The sequence below is a fragment of the Clostridium sp. ZS2-4 genome (assembly GCF_026719745.1).
In the GTDB taxonomy this organism is placed as follows: domain Bacteria; phylum Bacillota; class Clostridia; order Clostridiales; family Clostridiaceae; genus Clostridium_H.
On the sequence record NZ_JAPPRQ010000037.1, the window covers coordinates 1 to 2105 of the forward strand.

Annotated in this window: 1 protein-coding gene and 2 pseudogenes; all 3 read left to right on the forward strand. The window is 33.2% G+C overall.

Going from position 1 to position 2105, the window contains the following annotated elements:
- A pseudogene (locus OIO11_RS06220) lies at positions 1-427 on the forward strand (electron transfer flavoprotein subunit beta); the annotation flags it as partial.
- A gap of 21 nt (positions 428-448) precedes the next feature.
- Positions 449-1459, forward strand: a complete 1011-nt coding sequence (locus OIO11_RS06225) for an electron transfer flavoprotein subunit alpha/FixB family protein (protein WP_268070582.1) — start codon at positions 449-451, stop codon at positions 1457-1459.
- A gap of 539 nt (positions 1460-1998) precedes the next feature.
- Positions 1999-2105: pseudogene (locus tag OIO11_RS06230) on the forward strand (electron transfer flavoprotein subunit beta); the annotation flags it as partial.

Genomic DNA, 2105 nt, shown 5'->3' on the forward strand with positions numbered 1-2105 from the left:
AGCTATCGATGGAGATACTGCACAAGTAGGACCAGAAATAGCAGAACACTTAGGTCTTGCACAAGTAACTTACGTAGAAGAAGTTACAGTTGAAGGAGATTCATTAAAAGTAAGAAAAGCATTAGAAGATGGATATGAGATGTTAGAAGTAAAAATGCCATGTCTATTAACAGCAATAGATTCATTAAATGAGCCAAGATACATGAGCATGAGTAATATCTTCACAACATTCTCAACAGAAGTAAAAGTATGGAGTGCAGATGATATAGAGGTAGACAAAGCTCTTCTAGGATTAAAAGGTTCACCAACAAAGGTTAAGAAGTCAATGACTAAAGAACCAAAAGGAAAAGGTGAAGTTATCAATGTATCAGCAAAAGAAGCAGCAGCATTCGCAGCTTCAAAATTAAAAGAAAAGCACTACATTTAGTAGAACTAGGAGGGATATAGTATGAATATAGCAGATTACAAAGGTGTTTGGGTATTTGCAGAACAAAGAGACGGAGAGTTACAAAAAGTAGCTTTGGAATTGTTAGGAAAAGGAAGAGAAATTGCAGATAAATTAGGAGTAGAACTAACAGCAGTTTTACTAGGAAATAAAGTAGACGATTTAGCAAAAGAGCTATTAGCATATGGAGCTGACAAAGTATTATATGCTGAAGATGAAAGATTAGCACACATCACAACAGATGCTTATACAAGAGTAATATGTGATTTAGCAAATGAAAGAAAACCAGAAATAATGTTCATAGGAGCTTCTTTTATAGGAAGAGACTTAGGACCAAGAGTTGCAGCAAGACTTTCAACAGGATTAACTGCTGACTGTACAGGATTAGATATAGAAGATGGAACAGGACACTTAATGATGACAAGACCAGCATTCGGTGGAAACTTAATGGCAACAATCATGTGTACAGAAAATAGACCACAAATGTCAACAGTAAGACCTGGAGTATTTGACAGATTAGCAAAAGATGAATCAAGAATAGATGAATCTAAGATAGAAAAATTATCTGCTACAATACTTGACGAAGATATGAGAATAAAAGTATTAGACGTAGTAAAAATCGCTAAAGAAGTAGCAGATATCAGTGAAGCTGAAGTAATTGTAGCAGGTGGAAGAGGAATGGGAAATAAAGAAAACTTCCAAATGCTTGAAGAACTTGCAGAAGTACTAGGTGGAACAGTAGCAGGATCAAGAGCAGCAGTTGATAACGGATGGGTAGATCATGCATTACAAGTAGGACAAACTGGTAAAACAGTAAGACCTAAAGTATATGTTGCTTGTGGAATATCAGGAGCAATCCAACACTTAGCAGGAATGCAAGATAGTGATTATATAATTGCTATTAATAGAGATGCAGAGGCTCCAATTATGAGTGCTGCAGACTTGGGCATGGTTGGAGATTTGAATAAAATAATTCCAGAATTAACAGCTCAAATAAAAGCTATGAAAAACTAATCAGTATATATAGCACAATGAGTAAAAAACTGTTGACGTACATAAAATGCCAACAGTTTTTACTTTTTTAAAAAAGGATTTTTCAAAATTGTATAGAATATATTGGTTTCACAAGAGCATTTATCAACACAGGATTACAAAATGGTACATAAAAGAAAATATTTTATGTTATTATTTCAAGCAATGTATAGAATATAAATGATACTGAGTGTATAAAAGACACTAAATATGTTCTAATAAACCATACAACAAAAAAGTGCATACTTGAAATAAATATGTAAAACAAGATAAAATATTATCATTGAGCGATAACAATTTCCATGGAAAAGTTTATTGAAATGGATTTCAAGGATTCTCAGTGGTAAAAATGTGTTCAAATGTTACGCGGATTCGGATATACTAAGCATTAACCATTATAAAGAATGATCAGATATGCTAAGATAACCCAAATGTACTAAGGGACTAACGAAGTCAAAGAATGGTTATCTTAGAAACGTATTCAGATAGTATATAAACGAGTAATGAGGAGGATTTAGATAATGAAGATAGTTGTTTGTTTAAAACAAGTTCCAGATACAAACGAAGTTAAAATAGATCCAGTAAAAGGAACACTTATAAGAGAAGGAGTTCCATCAATCATCAACCC

Excerpts from the sequence above, each read along its gene's own strand:
- OIO11_RS06225 (WP_268070582.1), top strand. The coding sequence starts at position 449 with ATGAATATAGCAGATTACAAAGGTGTTTGGGTATTTGCAGAACAAAGA.